General features: G+C 62.2%; 21 protein-coding genes and 1 pseudogene. 12 read left to right on the forward strand and 10 right to left on the reverse strand.

Annotated elements, in window-relative coordinates; genetic code table 11:
- Positions 1 to 103: 103 nt before the first annotated feature.
- Entirely contained in the window at positions 104 to 1,312 is a 1,209-nt protein-coding gene (locus I5961_RS17820; RefSeq protein WP_227232945.1) for an MFS transporter, read from the forward strand.
- 5 nt (positions 1,313 to 1,317) lie between these two features.
- On the opposite strand, the gene I5961_RS17825 is transcribed toward I5961_RS17820, so the two are convergent.
- Entirely contained in the window at positions 1,318 to 1,863 is a 546-nt protein-coding gene (locus I5961_RS17825; RefSeq protein WP_085699041.1) for a cytochrome b, read from the reverse strand.
- Positions 1,860 to 2,954, reverse strand: coding sequence for a catalase family peroxidase (locus I5961_RS17830; RefSeq protein WP_227232946.1), 1,095 nt, complete (start codon positions 2,952 to 2,954; stop codon positions 1,860 to 1,862). Before I5961_RS17830 ends, I5961_RS17825 begins: the two co-directional genes overlap by 4 nt.
- A 157-nt stretch (positions 2,955 to 3,111) precedes the next feature.
- Here I5961_RS17830 and I5961_RS17835 point away from each other — a divergent pair, with 157 nt between their 5' ends.
- The 4 genes from I5961_RS17835 (at position 3,112) to I5961_RS17850 (ending at position 7,135) form a co-directional block, all read left to right on the forward strand.
- The gene (locus tag I5961_RS17835) at positions 3,112 to 3,618 is read left to right on the forward strand and encodes an RNA polymerase sigma factor (RefSeq protein ID WP_085699036.1); all 507 of its coding nucleotides are present in this window, start codon (positions 3,112 to 3,114) and stop codon (positions 3,616 to 3,618) included.
- The gene (locus tag I5961_RS17840; RefSeq protein WP_085703263.1) at positions 3,615 to 4,367 is read left to right on the forward strand and encodes an anti-sigma factor family protein; all 753 of its coding nucleotides are present in this window, start codon (positions 3,615 to 3,617) and stop codon (positions 4,365 to 4,367) included. The genes I5961_RS17835 and I5961_RS17840 overlap by 4 nt, the downstream gene beginning before the upstream one ends.
- A 259-nt stretch (positions 4,368 to 4,626) precedes the next feature.
- Positions 4,627 to 5,760 carry a cell division protein ZapE gene (gene zapE, locus I5961_RS17845; RefSeq protein WP_085703264.1) on the forward strand — a complete coding sequence of 378 codons (1,134 nt, stop codon included), beginning with the start codon at positions 4,627 to 4,629 and terminating at the stop codon, positions 5,758 to 5,760.
- Positions 5,761 to 5,821: 61 nt separating this feature from the next.
- Positions 5,822 to 7,135, forward strand: a complete 1,314-nt coding sequence (locus tag I5961_RS17850) for a leucine-rich repeat-containing protein kinase family protein (RefSeq protein WP_085703265.1) — start codon at positions 5,822 to 5,824, stop codon at positions 7,133 to 7,135.
- A gap of 38 nt (positions 7,136 to 7,173) precedes the next feature.
- Here I5961_RS17850 and I5961_RS17855 read toward each other — a convergent pair whose 3' ends face one another.
- The gene (locus tag I5961_RS17855) at positions 7,174 to 7,878 is read right to left on the reverse strand and encodes a YebC/PmpR family DNA-binding transcriptional regulator (RefSeq protein WP_027614601.1); all 705 of its coding nucleotides are present in this window, start codon (positions 7,876 to 7,878) and stop codon (positions 7,174 to 7,176) included.
- 220 nt (positions 7,879 to 8,098) lie between these two features.
- Here I5961_RS17855 and I5961_RS17860 point away from each other — a divergent pair, with 220 nt between their 5' ends.
- Positions 8,099 to 9,505 (forward strand): type VI secretion system Vgr family protein, encoded by a 1,407-nt coding sequence (locus I5961_RS17860; protein ID WP_227232947.1) that lies wholly within the window; start codon positions 8,099 to 8,101, stop codon positions 9,503 to 9,505.
- Between the two features lie 3 nt (positions 9,506 to 9,508).
- Here the strand turns inward: I5961_RS17860 and I5961_RS17865 are convergent, their stop codons facing one another.
- Entirely contained in the window at positions 9,509 to 10,900 is a 1,392-nt protein-coding gene (locus I5961_RS17865) for an FAD-dependent oxidoreductase (protein ID WP_227232948.1), read from the reverse strand.
- Positions 10,901 to 10,972: 72 nt separating this feature from the next.
- Positions 10,973 to 12,298 (reverse strand): MFS transporter, encoded by a 1,326-nt coding sequence (locus I5961_RS17870; RefSeq protein WP_085703268.1) that lies wholly within the window; start codon positions 12,296 to 12,298, stop codon positions 10,973 to 10,975.
- 269 nt (positions 12,299 to 12,567) lie between these two features.
- On the opposite strand from I5961_RS17870, the gene I5961_RS17875 reads away from it, so the two are divergent.
- The gene (locus tag I5961_RS17875) at positions 12,568 to 13,440 is read left to right on the forward strand and encodes a LysR family transcriptional regulator (RefSeq protein WP_085703269.1); all 873 of its coding nucleotides are present in this window, start codon (positions 12,568 to 12,570) and stop codon (positions 13,438 to 13,440) included.
- Positions 13,441 to 13,544: 104 nt separating this feature from the next.
- On the opposite strand, the gene I5961_RS17880 is transcribed toward I5961_RS17875, so the two are convergent.
- Positions 13,545 to 14,405 (reverse strand): LysR substrate-binding domain-containing protein, encoded by an 861-nt coding sequence (locus tag I5961_RS17880; RefSeq protein WP_085703270.1) that lies wholly within the window; start codon positions 14,403 to 14,405, stop codon positions 13,545 to 13,547.
- Positions 14,406 to 14,518: 113 nt separating this feature from the next.
- Between I5961_RS17880 and I5961_RS17885 the strand changes: the two genes are divergently transcribed.
- The 3 genes from I5961_RS17885 to I5961_RS17895 all read left to right on the forward strand — a co-directional run bounded on the left by I5961_RS17885 (position 14,519) and on the right by I5961_RS17895 (position 17,344).
- Positions 14,519 to 15,628: a 2-aminoethylphosphonate--pyruvate transaminase gene (locus tag I5961_RS17885; protein ID WP_085703271.1), complete on the forward strand. Its 1,110-nt coding sequence runs from the start codon at positions 14,519 to 14,521 to the stop codon at positions 15,626 to 15,628.
- Positions 15,629 to 15,773: 145 nt separating this feature from the next.
- The gene (gene phnX / locus I5961_RS17890; protein ID WP_085703272.1) at positions 15,774 to 16,601 is read left to right on the forward strand and encodes a phosphonoacetaldehyde hydrolase; all 828 of its coding nucleotides are present in this window, start codon (positions 15,774 to 15,776) and stop codon (positions 16,599 to 16,601) included.
- 188 nt (positions 16,602 to 16,789) lie between these two features.
- A complete protein-coding gene (locus tag I5961_RS17895; protein WP_085699015.1) occupies positions 16,790 to 17,344 on the forward strand; it encodes a cytochrome b in 555 nt (184 codons plus the stop codon).
- On the opposite strand, the gene I5961_RS17900 is transcribed toward I5961_RS17895, so the two are convergent.
- Positions 17,341 to 18,249, reverse strand: coding sequence for a 1-aminocyclopropane-1-carboxylate deaminase/D-cysteine desulfhydrase (locus tag I5961_RS17900; protein WP_085703273.1), 909 nt, complete (start codon positions 18,247 to 18,249; stop codon positions 17,341 to 17,343). The genes I5961_RS17895 and I5961_RS17900 overlap by 4 nt on opposite strands.
- Positions 18,250 to 18,423: 174 nt before the next feature.
- Entirely contained in the window at positions 18,424 to 20,463 is a 2,040-nt protein-coding gene (locus tag I5961_RS17905) for an NADPH-dependent 2,4-dienoyl-CoA reductase (protein WP_085699011.1), read from the reverse strand.
- A 205-nt stretch (positions 20,464 to 20,668) separates the two neighbouring features.
- Between I5961_RS17905 and I5961_RS17910 the strand changes: the two genes are divergently transcribed.
- Together I5961_RS17910 and I5961_RS17915 are read left to right on the forward strand one after the other, a co-directional pair.
- Complete coding sequence (locus I5961_RS17910; RefSeq protein WP_085699009.1) at positions 20,669 to 21,799, forward strand: nitrilase-related carbon-nitrogen hydrolase; 1,131 nt, start codon at positions 20,669 to 20,671, stop codon at positions 21,797 to 21,799.
- 3 nt (positions 21,800 to 21,802) lie between these two features.
- A complete protein-coding gene (locus I5961_RS17915; protein WP_085703274.1) occupies positions 21,803 to 22,843 on the forward strand; it encodes an AraC family transcriptional regulator in 1,041 nt (346 codons plus the stop codon).
- A 321-nt stretch (positions 22,844 to 23,164) separates the two neighbouring features.
- On the opposite strand, the gene I5961_RS17920 is transcribed toward I5961_RS17915, so the two are convergent.
- A complete protein-coding gene (locus I5961_RS17920; RefSeq protein ID WP_085703275.1) occupies positions 23,165 to 24,034 on the reverse strand; it encodes a DUF2242 domain-containing protein in 870 nt (289 codons plus the stop codon).
- A gap of 92 nt (positions 24,035 to 24,126) precedes the next feature.
- A pseudogene (locus I5961_RS17925) lies at positions 24,127 to 24,225 on the reverse strand (LysR family transcriptional regulator); the annotation flags it as partial.
- Positions 24,226 to 24,286: the final 61 nt, after the last annotated feature.

The raw sequence follows: 24,286 nt of genomic DNA on the forward strand, positions 1-24,286 counted from the left end.
CGATCTTTTTTTGTGCCGTCTTTTACCCAATCAGGTTGCAAATCAAAACTGGATTACCTACCGTCAATCAAGTTTCAACTTGAAACCTGAAAGGATCCGGGACATGAAAACTGCAACACTCGATAACGCTGTCGTACTGCTTTTCGCCATCGCTTGCAGCCTCGCAGTGGGCAACGTGTATTACGGCCAGCCGCTGCTGGATGCGATGGCCGACGCCTTCGGTCTGACGCCGGGCAGCATCGGCGTCGTCATGACCTTGACTCAGATCGGTTATGGACTCGGTCTGTTATTGCTCGTGCCCCTCGGCGATCTGCTCAATCGGCGGCGGCTGATCGTCACGCAAACGCTGTTGTCCGCCGCAGCCTTGCTGATGATTGCTCTGGCCCCGAACAGCGCGTGGCTGCTGATCGGCGTCACCCTGACCGGTCTGCTTGCGGTGGTCACCCAGGTGCTGGTCGCCTACGCCGCAACCCTTGCCGTCCCCGCGCAACGCGGAAAGGTTGTCGGCGTGATCACCAGCGGCATCGTCGTCGGCATTCTGCTCGCGCGCACGGTAGCGGGCGGCATGGCTGATCTGGCCGGCTGGCGTTCGATCTATCTGTTGTCGGCGGGATTGACGCTGGTGATGGCCGCGCTGCTGTTTCGGGTATTGCCCAAGGATGAAGAAGCACGACCGGACACGCATTACGTGGCACTGATCACTTCAGTGTTCACTCTGTTTCGTGAGGAGCCGGTGCTGCGCCGACGAGCAATCCTGGCGCTGCTCACCTTCGCCAGCGCCATGGTGCTGTGGACGCCGATGGTGTTGCCGCTGTCCGCCCCGCCGTTGTCGCTTTCCCACAGCGAAATCGGATTGTTCGGACTCGCCGGCGCGGCAGGCGCACTCGCCGCCGCCAGAGCCGGTCACCTGGCGGATCGAGGATGGGGACAGTGGGTGAGCGGTCTGTCGCTGCTGTTGATGCTGGGCTCGTGGCTGCCGATCGCACTCACCCAAACTTCGTTGTGGGCGCTGCTGCTTGGCGTCATCACCCTGGATCTGGGCTTGCAGGCCGTGCACGTCGCCAGTCAGAGCATGATCTACAGCGTCCGCCCGGAGGCGCAAAGCCGACTGACTGCCGGCTACATGCTGTTTTACTCCATTGGCAGCGCCTTGGGCTCGATCGCCTCGACGGCCATGTACGCCTGGGCAGGATGGCCGGGCGTCTGCTGGCTGGGTGCCGCAATCAACATGGTCGCGTTGCTTTATTGGTGGCGATCACTGGCCGGACAGAAACGTGGCGAGGCTGTTTGCGCCCTCGCCACGTCGGACTGACACAATCAACCGCGATTGCGTCCCCGCAGCATGCTGTCGAGCACTTCGTCGCGGCGCACCCAGCCATGAAACAGCGCCGCCGCCAGATGCAGCAGCACGGTCAGGAACAACAAATACGCCAGATACCCGTGAGCCTTGCGCAGCAACGCAAACACCTGCGCATCCGCCGGCACGATCGACGGCAATTGCAGGGACGCGCCGAGCATCACCGGATCCCCCGCCGCGCTGATCATCGCCCAGCCCAGCAGCGGCAACACCAGCATCAGCGCGTACAGCAACAGATGAGAGGCCTTGGCCGCCAGCACTTGCCAGCCCGGCAGATCCGCTGGCAGCGGCGGCTGGCGGGTGCCCAGCCGTACAAGAATGCGCACGATCACCAGCAACAGAATCGCGATGCCCAGCGGCTTGTGCAGATTGATCAGCCATTCATGCCGCGCCGACACCGAGGTCACCATGCCGGCACCGATGAACAACATCGCGATGATCATCAACGCCATCAGCCAGTGCAGCAACCGCGCCAGCGGATTGAAATGAGTCGGTTGCGTGCTCATGGGCGAGCCTCCTTTTTGCCGGTCGGCAGTTGGCTGACTTCGCTGGTGCGACGCAGGTAGGAATCGGCGTAACCGGCCGAGCGCGCGGCCAGCAACGGATCGTCGGAACCCTGAATGCCGGCCGGCAGCACCAGCGGATCGTAGTTGATGTCACGGCATTCACCGCTGAGCTGCGGCTGGGTCTTTTCCAGTACCAGAGTGCCGGCGTTCAACACTTTGCGGCCGGCGGGCCAGGTTTTGCTCGCGTCGTTCACCGGATCGTCGGCGTTGGCCAAGGTGATGTTCAACTGAAAGCGCAGCGGCCCTTCGGCCAGGCGTTGCACCAGGTCCTTCTCAAGGAAGTCGCTTCCTTCAGGCGCAGTCGCACCGGCAGCATCCTGGGCCAGAGGCGTCATGCTCCAGCGCACCGCCTGCTTCTTGCCGCTGGCATCCACCAGATAAAACGCGTTGATGCTGTTGTAGGTTTCCGTCGCGTAACTGGCCGACGGTCTGGCGGTTTTTATCCAGGTCAGAAACGGCACGGTTTCCGTGTGTGCGGCAAAAAATGCCGGCACCTTGGCCGGATCCGGCTTGCCCGTGGCGGGATCCGGCGATTGCGCCTGCTGCAACTGATAGAACGCCTCGGGCGTACCGACCGGGAATACCGGCATGCTGTTCATCCCGGTGCGCCACTGCTGGCCGTTGGCCTGAGTGAAACGCAGCGCCAGACTGCGGATCGGTACGGCGCTGTCCGGTGCGTACGGATTGCCGGCCGGTAACGCAAAGCGCCCGACCACCGGGGTGCGCGGCTCGTTGAACACTTGCGCGACCGAATACGAGCGAGCCTCACCGCTGCTCTCGAAGTAGCCGATCACGCAAACACCTTTGGCGTGATTGCGGCGAAAGCCGGGATGCACGCCGTTGTTCTTTTCCAGCACATCGACCAACGCTTTCGGCGTCAGTCGTTGTGGGTCAAATGAACCATGAACGTAGGCAAACGCCCCGGCCAGGGCTGCGACCACCACGGCGATTCCGCCAAGCCGCAACACCAGGCTCGCGGCACTCAGTGGCGGGTGTTGTGGCCCGCCGGGCGATGAGCTGCGATCAACCATGAAGCACTCCAGGGCCATCGGCCACAAGTAGGAAGAATCAGCAAGACGCACGCCATCGGGATTTATTCCACGGTCCGGTATTTATTTTTCAGAACGTGGAATAACCTCCAATGCCGGACGTCTTCCTAGTCCACAGCGTAGTGACTAGTAGAACTTCATGAGCGAATTCGACGAACAACTGAGAGAAATCATTCCCAGATTGCGGCGCTTTGCCGTGTCGTTGACCCGCAACGGCAGCAGCGCCGACGATCTGGTACAGGCCAGCCTGGAGCGGGCGCTGTCGAGTTGGGGCGACAAACGCGCCGACGGCGATCTGCGCGCCTGGCTGTTTTCGATCCTGTACCGGCAGTTCCTCGATGCGCATCGGCGTTCGCGGCGGTATGCGCGGATGCTCGAGTTCTTCACCGGCCGCGATGACGCCGAGCCCTCGGTGGAACGCACCGTCATTGCCCAATCGACCTTGCAGGTCTTCGACCGACTGCCCACCGAACAGCGCGCGCTGCTGTTGATGGTGTCGGTGGAAGGCCTGACTTATAAGGAGGTCGCCGAGATTCTCGACGTCCCCACCGGCACCGTGATGTCGCGCCTGTCCCGTGCTCGCCAGGCCCTGCGCCAGCTCAGCGACGGGGAAATCAGCAGCCCTTCCTTGCGGATACTCAAATGATCAGTCTGCCTCCCAACGAACGTGACCTGCACGCCTACGTCGACCACCAGCTCAGCGAGGCCGACCGACATGTGCTGGAAACCTGGCTCGCCAGCCATCCGGACGAAGCGGCGCAGGTTCGTGCCTGGCAACAGGATGCCCAGCACCTGCGCGCTGCCCTCGGCGGTGCCTTGCAACAACCGGCCAATCCGAACCTCGATCCGTCGCTGATCCGTCAGCGACTCAAGCGCCAGTCGCGCCGCCAATGGGCCAGCGCGGCGGTGCTGCTGATTGCCGTCAGCCTCGGCGGTGTCGGTGGCTGGAAAGCTCGGGACATGACCGTGTTTCATCCCCCGGCACCGATGACGGACGCCTTGCAGGCCTACCGTTTGATCGCCCAGCAAGGGCTTCTGCCGGCGGACTACAAGGTCAACGGCGACGGCGACATCCAGCGCTGGCTCGACCGTTACTTCACTCAGGCCAATCGCCTGCCGGACCTGACATCGGCTGGATTTACACCGGTCAGCGGTCGTCTGCTGAGCACCGATGAAGGCCCGGCGGCGATGGTGATGTATGAAGACCAGAGCGGGCACAAGGTCAGTTTCTACGTGCGTCCACCAGGACCGAAAAATACCTTTCTGCCCCGGGGCAGCCGCCAGGACGGAGATCTGCAGGCCGAGTACTGGTCCGGCAAGGGCTACAACTACGCGATGGTCAGCCCGACTGACACACCTGCAGCGAAAATGCTCAAGCAATCCGTAAGCTTCTAGCCGGGTCAGAACCCCACATCCAGCACCACATTGTCCAGGCAGGTTCCAGCGGGCGGTGTGGTCTGGTCGGTGTGGATTCTCGCGTTGTCATTGCGCATTCTGCCCGTCGTTCAGTCCCACGGTGCAGGCACTGCCCTCTACACGCCGCAGCTTGCTCCCCGGAAAAACGATAAAGCGCAGTGGATGCAAAACTACCCGTCTGGTTAAACTACGCCGCCGCGCTCGGGGGAGCCGGCCCGATGATGACGGAGTGATTGCAGTGCCCGCCCGACCGCCCGAACGTTCGCGTCTGACCCAGCGCTGGTCAGCCTTGCGCCATCTCTTCGGCAAACGCTCCGTTACAAACGCGGGCCAGTGCGCTGCCAGCGCGCAATCGATGCGTGACTATTTCCGGCAAAAGGCCCACGGCCAGGGCTACACCCTCAGCCACAGCCAGCAACGGGTCATCGATTGCATGGCGCAGCAGGCCGGCCTGATGTTTGGCACGCCTGCGCGAACCCCGCGCAGCCTGTATCTGCACGGAGCCGTCGGGCGAGGCAAGAGCTGGTTGCTGGACGGATTCTTCCAGGCATTGCCGATTCAGCAAAAACGCCGTCTGCATTTCCATGGATTCTTCGCCCAACTGCATCAAGGCATGTTCGAGCACCGCGACCGCGACGACGCCCTCGCCGTCACCCTCGATGCGCTGCTGATGGACTGTCGGGTGCTGTGTTTCGATGAATTTCATGTGCATGACATCGGCGATGCGATGCTCATCACCCGATTGTTCAAGGCGTTGTTCAAGCGCGGGATCCTGTTGCTGGTGACCTCCAATTACCCGCCCGAAGGCTTGTTGCCCAACCCGCTGTATCACGCGCGCTTCAAACCGGTGATCGACCTGATCAACGCGCGCATGCAGGTCATGGAAGTCGGCGGCCCGCACGATTACCGCAGCCAGGCGCGCCGGCATGAGCATCAGGTGTTCACCCAGGGCCATTACGTCTGGCCGGCCAGTCCGGCGCAGCGCCTCGCCTTGAACCTGCCGCCACTCGACGCCACACCGTTGCCGCTGGCGGTCGGCAGCCGGCACTTGCAGGCGCGGTTGTGCGAAGGCCGGCGCGTCGGTTTTACCTTCAACGACCTCTGCGAACAGCCCACGGCCGTGATGGATTATCTGGAACTGTGCCGACGCTTCGACCATTGGATCATCGATGAACTGCCGGAGCTGGGCGAATGCTCGATCGCCGCCCAGCAGCGATTCATCAACCTGATCGACGTGCTCTACGATCAGGACAAACACCTGACCCTGCTCGGCCAACGCCCGTTGCACGAAAGCCTCGGCGGTCAGGCGATCGATCTGTCCCGCACCCGCAGCCGACTCGGGCAATTGCGCGAAGTGCACGAACCGGGCTGATTTGCCGTTATCATGCGGCCCATTTCCGGCGCTCTGCGCCTTCTCGATAGCGATCCTGCTCATGCACACCCTTGCACAACTGCGCGCCGGCGAACTGTCGGGCATCACCCGGCTGGACCTGGCCGAAGGCCTGACTGAATTTCCGCCGGAGATTTTCAACCTGGCCGAAACGCTGGAAGTGCTCAACCTCAGCGGCAATGCCCTGAGCAGCCTGCCGGATGACTTGCACCGTCTGACGCACCTGCGCGTGCTGTTCTGCTCCGACAATCAGTTCACGCAATTGCCGGCGTGTCTGGGCCAGTGCCAGGCGCTGACGATGATCGGTTTCAAGGCCAACCGGATCACTCAAGTGCCCGGCGCGGCGCTGCCGCCGAACCTGCGCTGGCTGATCCTCACCGACAACGCCATCGAAACCCTGCCCACGGAACTGGGCGAGCGCCCGTTGCTGCAAAAACTCATGCTCGCCGGCAATCGGTTGCGCGCCCTGCCGCCGTCACTGAGCCAGTGCCATCGGCTGGAGCTGATCCGCATCGCCGCCAACCAGCTGACCGAACTGCCGCAATGGCTGCTGACCCTGCCGAGCCTGACCTGGCTGGCCTACGCCGGTAATCCGCTGGAAACCGAAGCCGATGCCGCCGCCCTCGATGCCGCGCCCCTGATCGACTGGTCGGCGCTGCAGCTGGAGCAACGGCTGGGCGAAGGCGCTTCCGGAGTCATTTACCGGGCGCAGTGGCAACCTGCCGATCAGGCGGCCGCGCCCGTGGCAGTCAAGTTGTACAAGGGTGAAATGACCAGTGACGGTTCGCCGCTGCATGAAATGAACGCGTGCATCACCGCCGGGCTGCACCCGAACCTGATCCGCGTCGAAGGTCGCATCGACCGGCATCCCGATGGCCAGCAAGGCCTGGTGATGCAGTTGATCGATCCGAGCTTCCGCAATTTGGCCGGGCTGCCGAGCCTGGCATCCTGTTCACGGGATGTGTATGCCGACGATTGCCGCTTCAGCGCCGACGTTGCCCTGCGCATTGCCCGGGGCATCGCCTCGGTCGCCGGGCATCTGCACGGTCACGGCATCACCCATGGCGATCTCTACGGACACAACATTCTGTTGAACGATCAGGGCGACTGTCTGCTGGGGGACTTTGGTGCGGCATCGTTCCACGCCACGGCGGACACGCCTGAAACCCGCGCGCTGCAACGCCTTGAAGTGCGGGCGTTCGGGATTTTGCTGGGGGAATTGCTGGCGCGCATCGACTCGGGGTTGAGCGATGAACAGCGTCAGGTGCTGGAAGCCCTGGAACAGCGCTGCTGTCAGCCGGATGTACTGGCGCGGCCGGGGTTTGGCGAGATCAGCCTGGCGTTGCAAGACGCCTGAAAAAAATCGCAGCCCGAGGGCTGCGATTTTCTGGTGTGTCAGCCGGCGAGACCAACGAACATGTCTTGCACGTCGTCATGGTTGTCCAGGCCTTCCAGGAATGCCTCGACTTCTGCCATCTGCTCGGCGCTCAGGCCGCTGACCGGGTTCTTCGGCTGGTAGCCCAGTTTGGCCGACAGCACGGTGAAGCCTTGTTCCGGCAGGGCTTTCTGCACGGCATCGAGGTCGGTCGGGTCGGTCAGGAACAGGGTCGCGCCCTCTTCGCCCGGCTCGAAATCCTGGGCGCCGGCTTCGATCGCGGCCATTTCCGGATCCGCATCCGGGGTGTCCGGCGACGCTTCGATCATGCCGACATGGTTGAAGTCCCACGCAACGGAACCGGAAGCACCCAGTTGGCCCTTGCGGAACGCCACGCGAATTTCCGCCACGGTACGGTTGATGTTGTCGGTCACGCACTCGACGATCAGCGGCACCTGATGCGGTGCGAAACCTTCGTAAGTCACGCGATGGTACTGAACGGTTTCACCCAGCAGGCCAGCACCCTTTTTGATGGCGCGATCCAGGGTTTCCTTGGGCATCGAGGCTTTCTTGGCCTGTTCGACCACCAGACGCAGGTGTGCGTTGGTGGCGGTATCGGCACCGTTACGCGCAGCAATGGTGATTTCCTTCACCAGTTTGCCGAAGATCTTGCCCTTGGCGTTGGCTGCCGCTTCTTTGTGTTTAACCTTCCACTGTGCGCCCATTACTCACTCTCTTGATCTGTGGCGCCGAGACATCTATTGGCCGACGCATGGCGCCAAGTTTATACGGCCTAAAGTCGGCAATCGACCAAAAATTCCGATGCGCATCGACATCTTCTACACGCCTTGTAGGGCGATTCTGAAAAACCGGTTTGCCACGTCCATTCAACGTCGTGTTTTCGTACCCTCTGTGGCCCGTATCGCCTGAACAGAGCCCGCTCGAATGCTCAATGACAAGGAAAGTCCGTTTTCGCTGACCCTGGCCGAGGGCGGGATAAACCTGCCGGTCCTGCGCTTCAGCGGTCATGAAGCGCTGAATCAGCCCTATCGGTTCGAGATCGAAGTCATGGGCCTGGCGCCCGCCTGGTCCCCCGGCACGCTGCTGCATCAGGCGGCATTTCTGCACCTGGATGATGACCACGGAATTCACGGCATCATTCAAAGTGCCAGCTGCGAATACCGCGCAACACACCGGATCGCCTACCAACTGGTGCTGATGCCGTATCTGCAGGCGCTGGAGCAACACCCTGTTCGCCGGGTCTTCACGCAACTGAACGTGCCCGCCATCCTTGAACAACTGCTCAGCGAACATCACCTGCCCGCCGACAGCTATCGGATCGAGATGACTGTCGGCCACTACCCGCCGCGCCCGTTCTGCATTCAATACGAAGAAACCGATCTGGCCTTTTTGCAACGGCTTTGCGAAGAGGAAGGCATCCACTATCACTTCGAACATCAGCCGGACGGCCACGTGGTGGTGTTCGCCGATGACAGCCTGAGCCTGCCGCAGCAACCGACAGCGATTCCTTTCAACACGCAGATCGATGCGCCAGCAACCGGCCTCAGCAGCCTGTTCCAGCGCCATGAGGCGGTGCTGCCTCAGATTCCTGCCGGAGTGCGTGAGCGAGGGTATTCGATTGCGGGCCAGGACGCTGCCAATCACACGCTGGGCAGTGCCATCGCCCCTCCGGGATTTCTGCCGACTGCGCAACGTCACGCGGCCCAGCGCAGTCGTCGCCTGCTGGAACGCCAACGCTGCAGGTCACGCTCGATCCACGGCCGCAGCGATTGCCCGCGACTGCTCAGCGGGCGTCTGGTGCAAGTCATGGAGCACCCGGTAAACGCGTTCAACGAGCAATGGTTGATCACCGACTTGCGTCATCAAGGCCAGCAACCTTCCATTCTCGATCCCGTTCAGACGGTTCGCCGTTATCACAACGACTTTACGGCGCTGCCCTGGTCGACCCCGTTTCGCCCGCCGCCGAAACAACCGCGCCCTGCAATTCCGGGGTATCAGTCGGCGCAGGTACTCGGCGTGCCGGGGCAACCGGCGCAAGTGGACGATCAGGGGCGGATCGCCGTCCGGTTATGGCCCGATCATGCGAATGCCAGCGCCAGCGAAGGGCTGTGGTTGGCGGTGGTCATGCCCCATGCCGGCAGCGGCCTGCCTCGGGAAAATCTGCCCTGCGCCGGCAGCGAGGTCTGGGTGAGTTTTCTCGACAGCGATCCCGACCGGCCGATCCTCTGCCTCGACGCCTGCCGCCCGCGAACGTCGCAGCCCACGGAAACCGAGCCTGACGACGACTTATTGCTCGACTGGCTGCTCAACCGCTACGCCCCGCCCCGTTGACCATCAACCTTTGTCAGCCTTGCCCGCCGCAGCAGCAAATTTCGCCAGACGCACATCAAGGTGCCCGGGCCGCCGACCGTGATCCTCGGCGCGCTCCTTGCGGCGAATGGCGTTGCGCACCATCAGCGAGCCGAGGTAGCGAATCGGTTCCGGCGGGAAGTAACCCAGCGGCCCGTTGACCAGCGGTGAACGCGTCCATGGGTTGTCGAGGCCTTGCACGAGCGAAGCGAGAATCTGCCCGCCCATGTGGCACGGTCCGACACCGCTGCCGGAATAACCGAAACCGTAGAACACGTTGCCGCCGGCACTCATCTGGCCGAAGAACGGCAGGCCGGTGACTGACCGATCCGATGGGCCATTCCAGGTTGCGTCGATCTTCACATCGGCAAAAGCCGGGAAGAAATCGTCGAGGCTGCGCTTGAGCAATCCGGCGTAAGGTGATGGCTGGTCGAATACCGGCAGCATCCGCCCGCCGTAAGCGAAGGTATTGCCGCCCTTGCCGAGCATGATCCGGCCGTCCGGGGTGTTGTGGTAGTAGTGCACGAAAATCCGCGAATCAAGCACGGTCACGCCGCTGGTCAAACCGATTTCCTGCAACAGATCCGGACGCGGTTCGGTGACCAGCATGTCACTGGAAACGATCGCCACACTGCGCTCGAACTGCGGGAAAGCGCGGGCCAGCCACGCGTTCATCGCCAGTACCACGCGGTCGGCGGTCACGCAGCCGTTCGCCGTATGAAGGCGCGCCGGACGGCCTTCCTCCAGCCCGGTCATCGCCGTGCCTTCATGAATCCGCACGCCCAGTTGCAACGCCACCCGGCGCAAGCCACGTACCAGTTTGCCCGGCTGCACGCTGGCGGCGGCTGGCGAAAACCAGCCTTCCAGGTGTTTTTCCGAACCGGCCATGCGCTGCACATCAGCCACCGGACGCTGGGTAAACGAGTTGATGCCGTTGCGCTCCAGCGCCGCAATCACCGCATCGGTGGAGCCGCATTGCGCGCGGTTGGTGGCGGTGTAAAGCGTGCCATCGAGACGGTAATCCGCATCGACGCCGTACTGCTCGCAGAACTCGCCGATGGCGTGGATGCTGCGCTCCGATTCCTTGACCAGCCGCACCGCCTCTTCGACGCCGAACAGCCGCTCAAGGGTGAAATACTTCGCCGACCACGACAGCGCACAACCGCCATTGCGCCCACTGGCGCCGGCGCCGCAGATGTCGGCTTCGATCAGCAACACATCGAGTTCGGGGTTCTGCTGCTTGAGCATGATTGCTGTCCACAACCCGGTGTAACCGCCGCCGACGATGCACACGTCGGTGCGCACATCGCCTTGCAGCGGCGCGCAAGGTTCGGACGTGTCGAGTTGCAAAGCCTGCTCCAGCCAAAACGGTCTCATGGGAGTTCTCCAGTCAGTCGGCCACGGCACAGCCTGCCGCGAATGGCGCAGCAGGCCGCGAGGCAGGTTTATTCAGTTACGCAGGGGTTTGATGGTCAGGGCCCGATTGGGCACCGAAGCACGGGGTTCCATGACGCCGACCGGGCGACTGTTCCAGTGCGGAATCAGCACCAGCGCCGAGAACAGCGCGCAACCGGCGAACACGATGAACACCGTCACCGAGTCGAAGTATCCCGGCAGCAAACCACCGAGCACCGCACCGACCGAGCCGCAGCCGTTGACGAATCCGGCCGCCGTGGCGCCGGCCTTGGCCTTGCCGAAATCGATGGCGGCCGCGCCGCTGATCATCGAGTCCGGGCCATACAGGGTCAGGCCCATCACGAACAACAATGCCACCACCAGCATGACGCTGCCGGTGTGCAAGGCGCCCATGAACAACGCGAGGGTCACGGTCAGCGCCAGCAGGCTCAACACGCAGGCCGGCATGCGTCGGGCTCCGAACAGTTTGTCTGAAGCCAGGCCGATCATGATCGGGCCCAGCAGGCCGGCCAGTTCAAACGCGGTGGGGATGATCGCCGCGCCGACCTTGCCGACCGAAGGCATCTGTTCGAACACGATCACCGGGCCCCACAGCAGAATCGCGTAACGCGCCGGTTTCAACAGAAAATACGCCAGCCCCAGCACCAGCACCGTGCGGTTGCGCAGGATTTCCTTGAGCGGTTCCCAGACGCTGAGTTTGCTGTTGGCTTCGGCTTCCTCGGCGCTGATGACCGGCTCCGGCTCCACGGCGGGCAAGCCGACATCTTCCGGTTTGTTGCGCTGAAAGATGAAGAACAGCACCGCCACCAACGCGACCACCGCCGCACTGGAAATGAACGCCGCGTGCCAGGTACCGACCAGTGTGTAAGCCCACCAACCGGCGAACGGTGACGCCACCAGGCCGCCAAACGCGTAGCAGGAACTCCATAACCCAAGCACCCGCCCGCGCTGTTCGGCGGGGAAGAAACTGCCGAGGTTCTTGCACAATCCCGACCATCCGGTGGACTGCGCCAGCCCCTGAATCAGCATGCAGGTCGCGAAGATCGGCAAGGTCGCGAAGCTGCCCATCACCAGCGCCGCAGCGGCGGAAATCAGCAAGCCGCCGAGGACCACGACCCGTGGACCAAAGCGGTCGGCGAGCATGCCCCAGGTGAACTGACCGATGGCGTAAGCCGCCAGATAAATCGCGTCGAGGTTGGCCATCGCCATTTTGTCGAGCATGAAGGTGGGGTCTTCTGCGATGCCCAGTTTGGCCACCGAAAAGGCTTTGCGGGTGAAATAGAACGCGGCGTAAGCGAGCCAGGTGACAGCGAAGATCTGCATGCGCCAACGCGCAAGGGTGCCGATGTGCTTGTTCATTGTGGTTCTGACCTCAGGGTGTGAGTGTGCCGGCAGAATCGTTAAGTAAACGCCTGTGTTTTTATTGTTGAGCACTGCGATATCACCCCGTCCCTTCGGCGATACCGGTCAGATGAGTCCTGCTGTTGCACGCACAGGCTCATGGCCAGCGTCGCTGCCCGACCGGGCAGTCAGCGTTGGCGTGAGCGGATCAAAGCAATTACTGTTTAATAAATAAAATCGATTTATCGTATTTCACACATAAGCTCAGCTTGTTACTGGAGTCAGAAATGTCGGTTTCACACGCACAGCTCAAAGCCTTTCACGCGGTCGCCGTGCACGGAAGCTTCACCAAAGCCGCCGAGCGGCTTTATCTGACGCAACCGGCGATTTCCGACCAGGTGCGCAAACTCGAAGAACGTTTCGGTGTGTTGCTGTTCCATCGCAACAAACGCTCGGTCCGTTTGACGGATCTGGGCGAACGCCTGCTGGCGATCACCCAGCGTCTGTTCGTGGTCGAGGCCGAAGCCCAGGAGCTGCTGCAGGAATCCCAGGCCTTGCAGACCGGCAGCCTGATTCTGGCGGTGGATGCGCCGGTACACGTGTTGCCGCAGATTGCCCGGTTCTGCGAACGCTACCCGGGGATCAGCGTGAAGATCGAGACTGGCAATACCGATGAATCGCTGTTTCGGCTGTTCAACTATCAGGCTGATCTGGCGTTGCTTGGGCGCGATGTCAGCGATGAACGTCTGCTGTGCGTGCCGCTGCGCAATGATCCGATGGTGGCGTTTGTCTCGCGTCATCATCCGTGGGCCGAGCGCGAGTCGATCTGCCTGGCAGACCTGGATGACACGCCGCTGGTACTGCGCGAACACGGTTCAGTGACTCGCCAGACCCTGGAAGAAGAAATGGCCCGCGCCGGTTTCCGCATTCGCCCGGCGATCCAGGTCGAAGGCCGGGAAGCGGCGCGGGAAGCGGTGGTCGTGGGGATTGGCGTGGGCGTGGTGTCGGCGGCAGAGTTTGGTGCGGACTCACGGGTTTGCGCGCTGCCGATCACCGACTGCACCCGGCGCTTGACCGAAACACTGGTGTGCCTGCGCGAGCAGAGTTCGCGGCGGGTGGTGGCGACGTTTCTCGAGATGGTTCGCGAAAGCCTTGCGTAGTCAGTTCCGGCCCCTTCCCGAGCAAGCTCGGTCCCACACTGGAGCCGCGGCGTGCACAAACCCTGTGGGAGCGAGCTTGCTCGCGAATGGCCGCGATACGGTTATCAGTTGGGAGCCAATCCGAAAAACGCCTGAATCAACCGCAACTCCCGCCGCCGCTCCACGCAGCCGAGCATGTGCCGGTTCACCAGCCCCTCTCCCGCAATGGGAATCGCGACGACACGGGGGTCATGGCTGACCTCCACCGATGACACCACCCCGACCCCCAACTCAGCTGCCACCGCTTCAGTAACCGCCTCGCGACTGTCCAGTTCCAGCAACACCCGTGGGCTGACCGACGCTTGCGCACAGGCCTGATCAAACGTGCGCCGGGTAATCGAACTCGGCTCGCGCAAGACCATGATCACCTGATCCAGCTCCTTGAGCCTGACCTCACCGCTGCGAGCCGCCCACGGATGCCCCGCCGGCACCAGCGCGCAGATCCGCGATTCGCTCAGCGCTTGCAGGTGCAGCCCCTTGCGCGATTCGACTTCGGTCAGCACCGCCACATCAGCATGCTCGGACAACAACGCTGCCAACGTTTCCTGAGCATTGCCCAATCGCAGATTCACCGTGATCCCCGGATAGCGTGCCCGCAGGCTCGCGAGCATCGGCATAACCATGTGCGGGCCGTCCGCCGCGACCTCAAGACGTCCGGTCAGCAACTGCCGATTGGCCTCGAGCAACGCCTGCGCCTCTTCGGCCATGCCGAACATCGCCCGGGTGATCGCTGCCAGTTTGGTGCCCTCCTCCGTCAGCTCGACCCGGCGCGCCGTCCGTCGCAACAGCGTGATCTGGTAATGCTCCTCCAGCGCCTTGATGTGCCCGGTGACCGCCGGCTGGCTGATGAACAACCGCGCAGCCGCACGGGTAAAGCTGCCTTCCCGGGCCACGGCGTCGAAGGCGCGGAGCTGGAACAGGTTCATGAATAACCCTCACTGATGGCTGGCATAACAACAAACAATTTGATTGATGATCCGCCGAATTGCAACGTAGGCCCCGTAGCTTCATCCCACAGCGCTATCGCGAGGACACACGAATGAGTACTGCCGCACCCATCCTGCTCACTCCCGGCCCGTTGACCACCTCGGCCCGCACCCGTCAGTCGATGCTGGTCGACTGGGGTTCATGGGATGACCGCTTCAACCAATTGACCGCCAGCCTGTGCGAGCAACTGCTGGCCATCATCAACGGCGCCGCCACTCACCACTGCGTACCGTTGCAGGGCAGCGGCACCTTCGCCGTCGAAGCCGCGATCGGCACCCTCGTCCCCCGCGACGGCAAGGTGCTGGTGCTGATCAACGGTGCTTACGGCAAGCGTCTGGCGAAAATCTGCGAAGTGCTCGGCCGCCCGTTCAGCACCTTTGAAACCGCTGAAGACGAACCGACCACCGCCGCCGACGTCGACCGCCTGCTGCGCGCCGACAGCGACATCACCCACGTCGCGCTGATCCACTGCGAAACCAGCACCGGCATTCTCAATCCACTGCCGGAAATCGCTCAGGTCGTCGAACAGCACGGCAAACGCCTGATCATCGATGCCATGAGTTCCTTCGGCGCGTTGCCGGTGGATGCGCAAAAAGTCCCGTTCGATGCGCTGATCGCCGCCTCCGGCAAATGCCTGGAAGGCGTGCCGGGCATGGGTTTCGTGTTTGCTCGCAAAGAATCGTTGGCCGCAGCCGCCGACAACTCGCATTCGTTGGCGATGGATTTGTTCGACCAGCACAGCTACATGAAAAAGACCGGCCAGTGGCGCTTCACCCCGCCGACCCACGTGGTCGCGGCGCTGCACGAAGCCCTGCTGCAATACAACGAAGAAGGCGGCCTGCCGGCGCGGCATGCGCGTTACGCCGCCAACTGCCAGGCGCTGATGGAAGAGATGGGCAAGCTCGGCTTGCGCAGTTTCCTGCCCTCCGCGATCCAGGCGCCGATCATTGCGACCTTCCACGCACCGAAAGATCCGCGCTACCAGTTCAAGGACTTCTACGAACGGGTCAAGGCCAAGGGCTACATCCTCTATCCCGGCAAGTTGACCCAGGTCGAAACCTTCCGCGTCGGCTGCATCGGCCACGTCACCCCGGCGCAGATGCGCGAAGCCGTCGCAGCGGTGGGTGAAGTGCTGCGCGAGATGGAAGTGCTCGATATTTAAGCCACCCACTGTGGGAGCGAGCTTGCTCGCGAATGCGGTCACACATTCAACCTAGATGCCAACTGGCACGACGCCTTCGCGAGCAAGCTCGCTCCCACAAGATCACCATATTTTCGAATTGCGTGTTATCACAGGAATCTTTGCCATGAACTACAACAACCCAACCCAGCTGCAAGCCGCCATCCTCGACTGGGCCGGCACCGTCGTCGATTTCGGTTCTTTCGCCCCGACCCAGATCTTCGTCGAAGCCTTCGCCGAGTTCGACGTCCAGGTCTCCATCGAAGAAGCTCGAGGCCCGATGGGCATGGGCAAGTGGGATCACATCCGCACCCTGTGCGATCAGCCGCAGGTTGCCGAGCGCTATCGCAAGGCATTCGGCCGCACTCCGACCGACGATGACGTGACTGCAATCTATAACCGCTTCATGCCGCTGCAGATCGAGAAAATCGCCGAGCATTCAGCGCTGATTCCCGGCGCACTGGAGACCATCGCCAACCTGCGTCAGCAAGGGATCAAGATCGGTTCCTGCTCCGGTTATCCGAAGCAGGTGATGGACAAGGTCGTGGCACTCGCCGCCACCAACGGCTACATCGCCGACCACGTCGTGGCCACCGACGAAGTGCCGAACGGCCGCCCATGGCCTGCACAAGCACTGGCCAACGTGATTGCGCTGGGCATCGACGATGTCGCCGCCTGCGTGAAGATCGACGACACCGTGCCGGGCATTCTCGAAGGCCGTCGCGCCGGCATGTGGACCGTGGCACTGATCTGCTCCGGCAACGCCCTGGGCCTGGATTACGAAGGCTTTCGCGCACTGGGCAGCGATGCGCTGGCCAGCGAACGCAAGCGCATTCACGCGCTGTTCGAAGGCTCGCGCCCGCACTACATGATCGACACCATCAGCGATCTGCCGGAAGTGATCACCGACATCAACAAACGCCTGGCCAACGGCGAGATGCCGCAAAGCAGCTGATTGCGGCGGCTGCGGCAAAAAAAACGCCGGTGTCTGCCCGACACTGGCGTTTTTTTTGGGCAAACCCCTGATTTCGCGCAATGAAAGCGTTTTTAGGCGCGGGCAATTCGGCCAAAGCGGATTACAGTTAAGGCATGCCGTCGCTCAAGAACGGCACGTTTCGACCCTGATCCGTGAGGAAATACCGTATGCCGTGGACAAGTTCAGAATCACGCTACAGCACCGTGTCAGTCCTGTTGCACTGGTTGATGCTGGTGCTGTTGGTGCTGGTTTACGCCAGCATGGAATTGCGTGGCATCTTCCCCAAGGGCAGTGGTGGCCGCTCGCTGATCCGCGAGGTGCACTACATGCTGGGCCTGACAGTGTTCGTGCTGGTGTGGTTTCGCCTGCTGGCACGCAGCATCGGCCCGGCGCCGAAGATCTTCCCCGCTTCACCGCTGTGGCAGACCGCGCTCGCCCGACTGATGCACTGGGCGCTGTACCTGTTCATGATCGCCATGCCGATCCTCGGCTGGCTGATCACCAGCGCCGAGGGCCATCAAGTGATGTTCTACGGTTTCGACCTGCCGTTGCTGGTGCAAGAAGACAAAGCCTTTGCCAAGCAGGTTGAACAATGGCACGTACTGATCGGCAATATCGGCTATTGGCTGATCGGCCTGCATGCATTGGCGGGGCTGTATCACCATTACGTGGTGGGCGATAACACGCTGCTGCGGATGATGCCCAAGCGCAATCAGGGCTAGCCATCAAATCCACGCCGGCCCTGCAAACCGCCGGTGTGGACAAAAATCAAGCGTGAACCCCGGGCAAAGCGGCCAGATTCGATCTGTTGTTTGAGCGCCAGCAAGGCTTTCCCGGTGTACAGCGGTTCGAGGGGAATGCCGCTGGCCTGTTCGGTTTGCGCGATGAATTCAAGCAGCGCCGGATCGACCTTGGCGAAACCACCACGGCTGGCGTCGATCAGCTCGTAGCCTCCGGCCTCACCCACGATCGCCTCGACATTGGCCGCGACGCAGTGATCGTCGGGCACAGCCATTGCGCCATACACCGCATGTTGTCCTGCCTCGGCCAAAACCAATCCCGCGAGCGTGGTGCCCGTGCCACAGGCCAGCCACCAACCCTGATAGTCGTTCCAGCCGAGCTTGCCGAGTTGCGCATTGACTTGATCCTTCAATGACGCACAACCCTGTGCTCCCGGCAAACCGCCGCCACCCTCAGGCACCGGATGCAGTGTCGGATATTGCTCTCGCCACGGCTGCCAGAACCCCGGCTCATGCCGCGCCCGATAACCGCCAAACCCGAGCCAGTGCAGTTGCATGCCGAAATCCTGCAAATCCCTGACCGTCGGCGTGTCCTGCGCATGCCCGCGCAACAGCCCGACCGTCGTGAATCCCAGGCGTTTGCCCGCAGCCGCCAGTGCATGCAGATGATTGGAGTGCGCGCCGCCCAGGCTGATGATGCCTTCGGCGCCCGCGCGATCGGCGGCTTTGAGATGTTCGACGAGTTTGAACCACTTGTTGCCGCTGATCAGCGGATCGATCCTGTCCAGACGCAAGATCGCGACTTCAATGCCGGCGGCAGTGAGCCAGTCCAGATGAAAGGGATCGAGGGGGGCTTGAGGGAGCCAGTCTGCGGGGGGAAGAAGCATGGGTGACTTTTCATTCTGGACAGAGCCAGCATTCTAGTCGCTCAAAGGACGCCATCGCGAGCAAGCTCGCTCCCACAAGGTTCTGCTGAGCTCACAACATCTGTGAACGACGCAAAACCTGTGGGAGCGAGCTTGCTCGCGATGGTCGTTGGCACGCTGGACCTGATTGCAGCGTTACAGCTCGGCGGCCAGACGCGAACCCTGATTGATCGCGCGTTTGGCATCCAGCTCCGCCGCGACATCGGCGCCGCCGATCAGGTGCACGTTCTGCCCGGCTTCGATCAGACCGTCGTGCAGCTCGCGCAGCGGATCCTGGCCGGCGCAGATGACGATGTTGTCCACCGGCAACACTTGCGGCTCGCCGGTTTCGCCGATGCGAATGTGCAGGCCCTGGTCGTCGATCTTCAGGTATTCGACGCTGTTGAGCATCTGTACCTGCTTGTTCTTCAGACCGGTGCGATGAATCCAGCCGGTGGTCTTGCCCAGACCGTCACCGACCTTGGATTTCTTGCGCTGCAGCAGGAACACATCGCGCGCCGGAGCATGTGGTGCAGCCTTGATCCCGGCCACGCCACCACGGGCTTCCAGATTCGAGTCGATGCCCCACTCTTTCCAGAACGCAGCGCGATCCTGACTGGTGGCCACACCTTCATGCACGAGGAATTCCGACACATCGAAACCGATGCCGCCGGCGCCGATCACTGCGACACGCTTGCCGACCGGTTTGCGCTCGAGCAGCACATCCAGGTAGCTCAGCACTTTGGCGTTCTCGATGCCCGGAATCGCCGGCAGACGCGGCACAATGCCGGTCGCCAGAATGACTTCGTCGTAACCGCCCTCGACCAGCTTCGCCACGTCGACGCGGGTGTTCAGGCACACCTCGACGTGGGTGGTCTGCAACTTGCGTTTGAAGTAACGCAGGGTTTCGTAAAACTCTTCCTTGCCCGGCACGCGTTTGGCGACGTTGAACTGGCCACCGATCTCGCTGGCCGAATCGAACAAGGTCACTTGGTGCCCGCGCTCGGCGGCTACGGTGGCAGCGGACAGACCGGCAGGACCGGCACCGACCACGGCGATCTTCTTGATCTGCTTGACCGGCAGATAGTTGAGTTCGGTCTCGTGGCAGGCACGCGGGTTGACCAGGCAACTGGTGAGCTTGCCGCCGAAGGTGTGATCGAGACAGGCCTGGTTGCAACCGATGCAGGTGTTGATTTCGTCAGCGCGGCCTTCAGCGGCTTTGTTGACAAAATCCGGGTCGGCGAGGAACGGCCGGGCCATCGACACCATGTCGGCATCGCCTTCGGCGAGAATCTGCTCGGCGACTTCCGGGGTGTTGATGCGGTTAGTGGTGATCAGCGGAATGCTCACCGAGCCACGCAGCTTGGCCGTGACCTTGCTGAACGCCGCACGCGGCACTTTGGTGGCGATGGTCGGAATCCGTGCTTCGTGCCAACCGATACCGGTGTTGATGATGGTCGCACCGGCCTGCTCGATGGCTTTGGCCAGGGTAACGATTTCTTCCCAGGTGCTGCCGCCTTCCACCAGATCAAGCATCGACAGACGGAAGATGATGATGAAGTTCGGACCCACCGCTTCACGTACGCGGCGAACGATTTCCACCGGCAGACGCATGCGGTTTTCGTAGCTGCCGCCCCAACGGTCGGTGCGATGGTTGGTGTGGGCCGCCAGGAACTGGTTAATGAAATAACCTTCCGAGCCCATGATTTCCACGCCGTCGTACTCGGCGGTCCGGGCCAGTACCGAGCAGGTGACGAAATCGTTGATCTGTTTCTCGATGCCTTCCTCGTCCAGCTCCTTGGGCTTGAACGGGTTGATCGGCGCCTGAATCGCGCTCGGCGCAACCTGTTTCGGGCTGTAGGCATAACGGCCGGCGTGGAGGATCTGCATGCAGATCTTGCCGCCCGCCTCATGCACCGCGCGGGTGACGATACGGTGCTTGAGCGCTTCTTCCTCGGTGGTCAGCTTGGCCGCACCGGAATACACACCGCCCTCGTCGTTCGGGCCGATACCGCCGGTCACCATCAGGCCGACGCCGCCACGGGCACGCTCGGCGAAGTATGCCGCCATGCGTTCGAATCCACCCGGCTTCTCTTCAAGGCCGGTGTGCATCGAGCCCATCAGGGTGCGGTTGCGCAGCGTGGTGAATCCCAGGTCCAGCGGGGCCAGCAGGTGCGGGTATTGAGTGGCGGTCATCGTTAACTCCACAGCGAGCGATCACGGAAAATGCGGGAGCTCTGCGTCCCCCGTCAGTCATGGTCGACAGATTAGGAGTCGCATCGCTGTCACTCAATGACCGTAACTGACAAGTTATTGATCCAAATGCGCAGCGCCCCTTGGCAAGCCGGAGCTGGCGCCCTACCCTGTCCGCACACCCTGTACCCGGCTGTTGTTGGATTTCATGCGCAAACTTCTGTACCTGACTTTTTCCATGGCGCTCATCGCCGCGCTCACCTTCTACGCCATGTGGGCGGCTGACCGCCCGGCCGGTCATTACCTGTCGGACCTGCGGATCAAACTCGCGGTCGATCAGGGCACCCCGGCCGACCGCGGCAATCTGCTGGGCATCCAGCCCGAACTGTTCCCCACCGACTACCAAAGCCCCGAACGTCTGCACCGCAAGCTCGCCGCCTATTTGCAGCAGGCTCAGGATCAGGGGCTGTTGAATGAAAAAACCGTGGTCATCCTGCCGGAGCATGTCGGCACCTGGCTGATGATCAGCGGCGAGAAAGACGAGCTGTACCAGGCCGCCACCCTCGCCGAAGCGATGAACTGGCTGGCGGCGAGCAACCCGGTGCAATTTGCTCGCGCCTGGCTCACCGCCAAGGGCAGCAAACGTCTGGATGACGCGCACCTGCGCATGAAGTCCCGGGACATGGCCAAGGACTATCAAGCGCTGTTCGGTGGGTTGGCGAAGGAATTCCGGATCACACTGGTGGCCGGCTCGATCGTGTTGCCCGAGCCGAACATCATCGAAGGCAGGCTCAAGGCCGGTAGTGGCGCGCTGTACAACAGCACCGTAGTCTTTGGCCGTGACGGCGCCCCGCTCGGCCAGCCTCAGCGGCAGATGCGTCCGGTCTTCGATCAGGACGAAGCACCCAGCACCCGCGAGGCTTCACGGATCAATGTGGTCGACACTCCGGCCGGACGCCTTGGCGTGCTGATCGGCAAGGACAGTTGGTATCCGGACAACTACCGCAAACTCGACGAACAAGGCGCGCAGCTGATCGCAGTGCCTGCGGTTGTCGTCGGTCATGGCGTCTGGGATCAACCGTGGAAAGGCTACAAAGGCTTGAGCGTGCCGGGCTCGGTCAGCCTGAAACCGGGAGCGATCAGCGAAGGCCAGGCCTGGCACCAGTTGACCCTGACCGCGCAACCGTCGGCCAGCAAGGCGCTGGCCGGCATGAGTGTGTTTCTGCGCGGGCAGTTCTGGGACAAACCGAGTTCCGGGCAAAGCTTCCTCAACAGTAACGGCCAGCAGTTCGCTGACAGCGAAGCTCGTGGCGCGCGCCTGCTGAACCTCTGGCTGTAAACCATGAAACCGCTGCCGATGCGTCTCGGGGATCTGTCGGTGGGCTTCGTCCACAGCCTGGCCGATGCCGTGCGCAGCCATGGCGTCGATCCGTTGCCATTGCTCCAACAGTACGGCCTGGATGCCGCACGACTGGCCGAAGCCGGGGCGCGTCTGTCGATCCCGCGCTACATGCGTCTGGGGCATGGCGCGATCCAGCTGACCGGCGATCCGGCACTGGGTTTGCGCATGGGCGGGCTCAGTCGCTTGAGTCAGGCAGGGCTGGCCGGCGTGACCGCGGCGCAGGCCCCGACGGTACGCGAAGCCGCTCGTTGTCTGACTCGCTTCGAACCCTTGTACGGCTCCAACTATCGCGGTCAGTCGAGTTTCCACGAGGACGCCAGTGGTGCATGGCTGCGGTTCTACTCGATCAGCCCGTACAACGCCTACAACCGCTTTGTGGTGGATTCGATCATTGCCGGCTGGCTGCATCAGTTGTCCAGCGTCAGCCCCGAGCCCCTGCGCGCCGAACGGATCGAAATCGAATTCGACAGCCCGGATTACCGCGACGCTTATACGGTGCTCGGCGAATGCCCGATCCAGTTCGGCGCCGAACACAATCAACTGCGCCTGAGCCTCACCAGCCTGGCCCAACGCAACCCGGAGCATTGCCCCAGCACCTGGAAACATCTGCTCGGTTTGTGTGAACGGGAACTGGAGCAATTGACCCGCACCCGCAGCCTGCGTGAGCGCATCACGCAATTGCTCGGGCCGTTGCTCAATGGCGGCCGGGAACCGGATCTGGAAGAAGTGGCGGCACGCCTGAAGCTGCCGACCTGGACGTTACGGCGAAAGCTGGCCGAGGAAGGCACGCAGTTTCGCGCGATCCTCAATGACACCCGCCGTGATCTGGCGATGACCTACATCCGCGACACCGAACTGGCATTCGGTGAAATCGCCTACCTGCTGGGGTTTGCTTCGGCCGAAGCTTTCCAGCGCGCCTTCAAGCGCTGGAACGGCCAGACACCGGGCGAATTTCGCCGCAGTCACCGCAAGACAGGCTGACGCCTCACAGCTCGGTGGCGTCTTCCGCAGGCTCGGGTGAATCCAGCTCAAAGGCCTGGAATTCGAGCAGTTCTTCTTGATAGTCATCCATTGCGTAATCCCCCTACCTGCTTGCTTGAAATGGCCTGGAACAAATGACCAGTGCCTCGAGCATAAAGTGCCCGTGTGAAGGAAAAATGAAACGCGTCCTTCATGAAATAAACGTAGCAGGCGGTCAGGAATTTATCGCGGGAATTTTTTCGACGGGACTGGCAGGAAGAAGCTCAAGGGAGACAACAAAACGCCACGCGTCCGACAGAGGTCGGAGACGTGGCGTAAAGTTCACTGCCCGGAGGCAGGCATGGCTGGAATCGGCTCGGAGGGCGGCGGCATGTCCGTCGGGTTGGCCGGAGGGGTGATGGTTTGCGTCGCGGGCGCAGGTTCGGCAACCGGTGCCGGGGTGATCGGCGCGGCTTCGGCCGGCGGTGCTACCGGCTCGGAACTGGCCGGGGTTGCCTCCGCAGGCGTTGGCGCCGGTGCCGCAGCGGGCTCGGCCGCCGGTGCTGGGGCCGGGGCCGGGGCCGGTTCAGCCGCAGGGGTTGGAGCCAATGGAGCTGGCGTCGCTTTGGCTTCCGGGACGCCCAGGTCGGTCTTCGGTTTTTCGGTGATGTGCGCAGCCTTCTTTGCGTCAGCCGGCAGGAACAGCTCGACCAACGTGAAGAAGCGCTCGTAGAACTTCTGCGACGACACCGTTTCGCTGGCGACCTTGACCATCGAGTCGTCAGACGAGCCGATCGGCATCGAGACCGAGCCCAGCACGCCGACACCGAGGCTGGCCGAGTTGTTGGTCTTCTTCAGCGCGTAGCGGTCCTGCAGGGCGTTGGCGAACACGGTGGCGTGATGGCCGGCGCTGCCATCATCGGCGCACACCACGTTGAAGCTGATCTCCAGATGGGTTTCGCCGGTCTGCTGAAAGCTCTTGTGCCCGCTGACCAGTTTCGGGTCATTGCTGGTAATGATGTAGCCCTGGCTGAGCAACGCTCGGCGGGCCGCTTCGCAACTGGCGGTGTCGGTCACCGGGTAATTGCGCGAAAAGGTGCCGGAGTCGTCGAAATTCTCATGCTCGTAGATAGGCTTGTCCTTGGAACAGCCGGCAGCGGCGGTCAGCAACAACGCCAACCCGATGAAACGCACGGGAATAGAATTCAACATTGAACATCCTGAGGGAAAACGGTCCGGGCCGTATTGTGCAACAGATCGCTGCCCCGCGGCGTATGGATTAGTGTCTTAAAACAGTTACAACTCTATCGACCTTCAATCGCAGGAAAAAGTCGCGCTGATAAATGATCGACGAACACGCGCAATTTGGCGGTTGCATCCCGGCTTGATCGCCACAGGGCCCAGACCGCGGCAGAAACAGCGCGCATAAAAAAACCCCGGATTTTCATCCGGGGCTCGGGTCTT

The sequence above is a fragment of the Pseudomonas sp. IAC-BECa141 genome (assembly GCF_020544405.1).
Lineage (GTDB): Bacteria > Pseudomonadota > Gammaproteobacteria > Pseudomonadales > Pseudomonadaceae > Aquipseudomonas.